Below are 3471 nucleotides of genomic sequence, written 5' to 3' on the forward strand. Positions count from 1 at the left end.
GACACCATCTTCGTCATCGGCTCGACCGGCATTGCCGTCCGCGGGCTGTTTGCGTTTTTCTTCGACAACACCATCGAGGGAACCCGCGTCGAACGCGGCCTCGAAGAGTGGGAAGACACCGTCGAAGACGACAGCGAGTTCGAATCGGCTATCGACCGACTTCGGGGCGACGAACCGGCGACCGCGGACTGAGCTGTCGGTTCGATATAGACTTTTTCCACGTCGGGGCGACAGGAGACGCGGCACCGACTGATATCCTCGTCGATTAATCGATGGTCTTACCACTATTTAGAGACCCCAAAAATACAGGTAGTGAACCGCATTACCGCTGAGTGACACGATTTAGGGTTCCCTAAAAATCGAAGTCCTTTTATTAGATTAGGCGAGCCTAAACGTATGAACTACTCCCGACGGAGTCTGTTGAAGACGACGGGTCTGGCGGTTGCGTCGGCCGGTCTCGCTGGATGTAGCGGACCGTCAGAAGACGCTTCGACGTCAACTGGGAACGAATCGACGGAGACGGGAACAGCGACCGAGGCGGACGCTTCGGTGACCGTCGACGCAACGGTCGCCGTCGCGGCCGAGTGGAACGTGATGCGTGCACGACTGTACGACACCATCGCCCTCGCCAGCGCAGGACGGCTGGGGACGGCTGCCCGTGTTGCGGAGGACGTGTTCGCTCGGTTCGAACAGGCCTCCAGCGAGTGGGGCACTCACGAGCAGTTGGAGAAAACGAACGAGGAGAACTACGAAACGTTCGAAGAGCACCTCGGCGGCGCGAAGGACGCGTTCTCGAAGGGTAACGCCGACTCCGGCGTCGACCTCGCAGTGCAGGCTTCGGACAACCTGCTCGCGGCCCAGCGCGGCCGTGTCGACTCGGCCGTCGTCGACGCGATGGGCGTCCTTCTCTTCGGCGCTCGCGCACGGGACGTCGAGATGCTCGCGGCCGCCGGCGAAGTCGAGGCAGCGGCAGAACTCGCTCACGAAATCTACGAGTCGTTCGAGGAGGCACCGGAACACTCGGTCCTCGAAGACGCGTCGGGCGAACTCTACGAAACGTTCGAGGCTGGCATCGAAGGCGCGGCCGATGCTGGCGACGCCGACAGCATCGCCTCGTCCGCCCGCTCCGCGGCGGACGCAACAGTCGAGGCGAGTTACGAGCTTGTCCCAGAATCCGTTGCAGGTGCGGGGCACCTCGCACTCATGCAGTCGGTCGGATTCGACGCCGAAGTCCTCGCCGGTCTCGGCGGTCCCGGCGACGACTACGCTCACGCCTCTGCGCTCACGCTGTACCGTGCCCGCGCAGCGGACGTGACGCGACTGGTTGCACAGGGCAAGACCGACTTCGCCGCCACGCTCGCCGGTGATATCTTCGCGCACTTCGAGGGCGCACGCGCTCACGAAGCGCTCGAAGAAGCCGACCACGACGCCTACGAAGGCTTCGAAGGCGGTCTCGAATCGCTGAAGGAAGCTGCCCAGTCAGGCGACACCAAAGCGACCGAAGACGCGCTCGCGACGGTCGACGAGAACCTCCTCGCAGGAATCTCGGCGCTCGTCGGCGGCGAATCGGCAACGATGCTCGAAGCGGCGTTCTTCCGCGCCCGCCTCGGCGACGCCCGCGAACTCGTCGCCGTCGGCGAGACGGACCGCGCCGCCTCCGTCGCCGAATCGCTCTTCGCCCGCTTCGAGGAGAACGAAGCGAACCTCCACGAGGCCGTCGAACACGAGTCCGAAGACCTCTACCACCGCTTCGAAGAGGAACACCTTGCCGGACTCGTCGACGCCGCGAAGGCCGGAGAGGCCGACACTGCGACGACCCACGCCGAGGGAGCGCTGGACGCGCTCTTCGAGTTCGAGACGGCCGTTGGAACGACCGCAGAAGTGTCGGCCGCCGAGGCCGCGTTCTTCGGTGCCCGCGGCTTCGATGCCGCAGCACTCGCAGAGGTCGGTGCGGCCGACCGCGCAGCAGCAGTCGTCAAGTCCACGTTCGGCTTCTTCGAGGAAGGCGCAGGCGGCTACCACGAAGCGCTCGAACACGCCGACCACGACCTGTACGAGTCGTTCGAAGGCGCGCGCGGCGGCGTCCGAACCGCGGCCGAAGAAGACGGAGACACCTACGGCGCGGCCAAGACCTACGGCCAGAAGGCGGTCGATTCGATGTACGCCGTCGCCGCAACCGCCGCCGCCGACGCGGGTCTCGCGGCCGCCGCATCCGAGCGCATGAGCGGCGTCTTCCAGACCTTCGAGGGCGCTCGCGTCCACGAATCGCTCGAACACGCCGACCACGACGCCTACGAACGCGTCGAGAATGCGCTTTCGACCTACGTCGGCGCGGTCGAAGACGGAAGCGAAGTCGACCCCGCCGCAGAAGGCTACGTGACGGCGACCGCCCGCGCCCAGTTCGCAGTCGTCGGTGCCATCGACAAGGCACCCCTCGACCACTCAAACCACAACCACAGCCACGGTGACGGAGAAACCGAGTACACCGGCGGCCCGAACGTCGTCGAGGGCGTCCCCGAGGACGCAGACCACGTGGTTGAGATGACCGCCGTCGCGTTCGAACCCGCCGAACTGACGGTGACAGTCGGCGACACGGTCGCATTCGAATACGCCGCTGGCGAGGCACACACCGTGACCGCCTACGGCGACAAAATCCCCGAGGGCGCAGCATACTGGGCCTCCGGCGGATTCGAGTCGCAGGAAGCCGCCGAGGCTGGCTGGGAAGAAGGAAAGGGTGCGGTGCAGTCCGGACAGTCCTACACGCACACCTTCGAGACGGCGGGCGAGCACCAGTACCTCTGCATCCCGCACGAGGCCGCGGGTATGACGGGTACCATCGTCGTCGAAGAGTAAGATACGCAGAAATCGGGGTGAAAATCCCCTCGTAGGACTCCATTGACGCGATAGTGGGTCGCCATCGCGGCACCGGCGGGCGGTTTCTGGTCAGTCACCGCCCCATCCGGTCCGTCCGAGGGCGACGAGGACGAGGTATCCCACGAACCCAGCAACGAACAGGAGAATGGGAATTGCGAACGGGCCGAACACCTCGATAAGTCCGTCTATCGGCCCAAGTTGGAGCATACCCGACAGATGGTCTCGTCGGAGTTAATTTCCTCGGCGTCGCGTCTGTCGATTCTTACACCCGCGCGACCGATTTTCTGGACCGTCACTCGTCGTCGAGTGATTCGTCAGCAGATGTGGCGTCCTCGTCGCCGAACTCCGTCGGCGCTCGCGACCGTCGGTCACCGCCGTTCGACAACTCGGTCATCGGCGATTGCTCGGGGTTGCGAGCGGGAGTCTCAGACTCTACGGAGTGAACGTGTACGTCGCGCTGGGGGTACGGAATCCCGATGTCTGCGGCGTTCAGCCGGGTGTATATCTCGCGGTTGAGGTTGTGCGTCGCCTTCCCTCGCTTGAGCGGGCTGTTGACCCAACAGACGAGTTCGTACTCCAGCGCGTCCGGGCCGAACC

At 64.6% G+C, this 3471-nt stretch carries 2 protein-coding genes and 2 pseudogenes; 2 read left to right on the top strand and 2 right to left on the bottom strand.

Features of this window, described 5'->3' with window-relative positions; all coding sequences use genetic code 11:
• Together QT222_RS04280 and QT222_RS04285 are read left to right on the top strand one after the other, a co-directional pair.
• A pseudogene (locus tag QT222_RS04280) lies at positions 1–192 on the top strand (xanthine permease); the annotation flags it as partial.
• A gap of 204 nt (positions 193–396) precedes the next feature.
• Positions 397–2853, top strand: coding sequence for a DUF5059 domain-containing protein (locus QT222_RS04285; RefSeq protein ID WP_491476418.1), 2457 nt, complete (start codon positions 397–399; stop codon positions 2851–2853).
• Between the two features lie 90 nt (positions 2854–2943).
• Here QT222_RS04285 and QT222_RS04290 read toward each other — a convergent pair whose 3' ends face one another.
• Together QT222_RS04290 and QT222_RS04295 are read right to left on the bottom strand one after the other, a co-directional pair.
• Positions 2944–3081 carry a hypothetical protein gene (locus QT222_RS04290; protein ID WP_004572439.1) on the bottom strand — a complete coding sequence of 46 codons (138 nt, stop codon included), beginning with the start codon at positions 3079–3081 and terminating at the stop codon, positions 2944–2946.
• Positions 3082–3166: 85 nt separating this feature from the next.
• Positions 3167–3471 (bottom strand): annotated as a pseudogene (locus QT222_RS04295) (mechanosensitive ion channel family protein); the annotation flags it as partial.

The organism is Haloferax sp. s1, from assembly GCF_058382125.1.

Coding starts and splice junctions, on each gene's coding strand:
- QT222_RS04290 (WP_004572439.1), bottom strand. CDS start 3,081: ATGCTCCAACTTGGGCCGATAGACGGACTTATCGAGGTGTTCGGCCCG.
- QT222_RS04285 (WP_491476418.1), top strand. CDS start 397: ATGAACTACTCCCGACGGAGTCTGTTGAAGACGACGGGTCTGGCGGTT.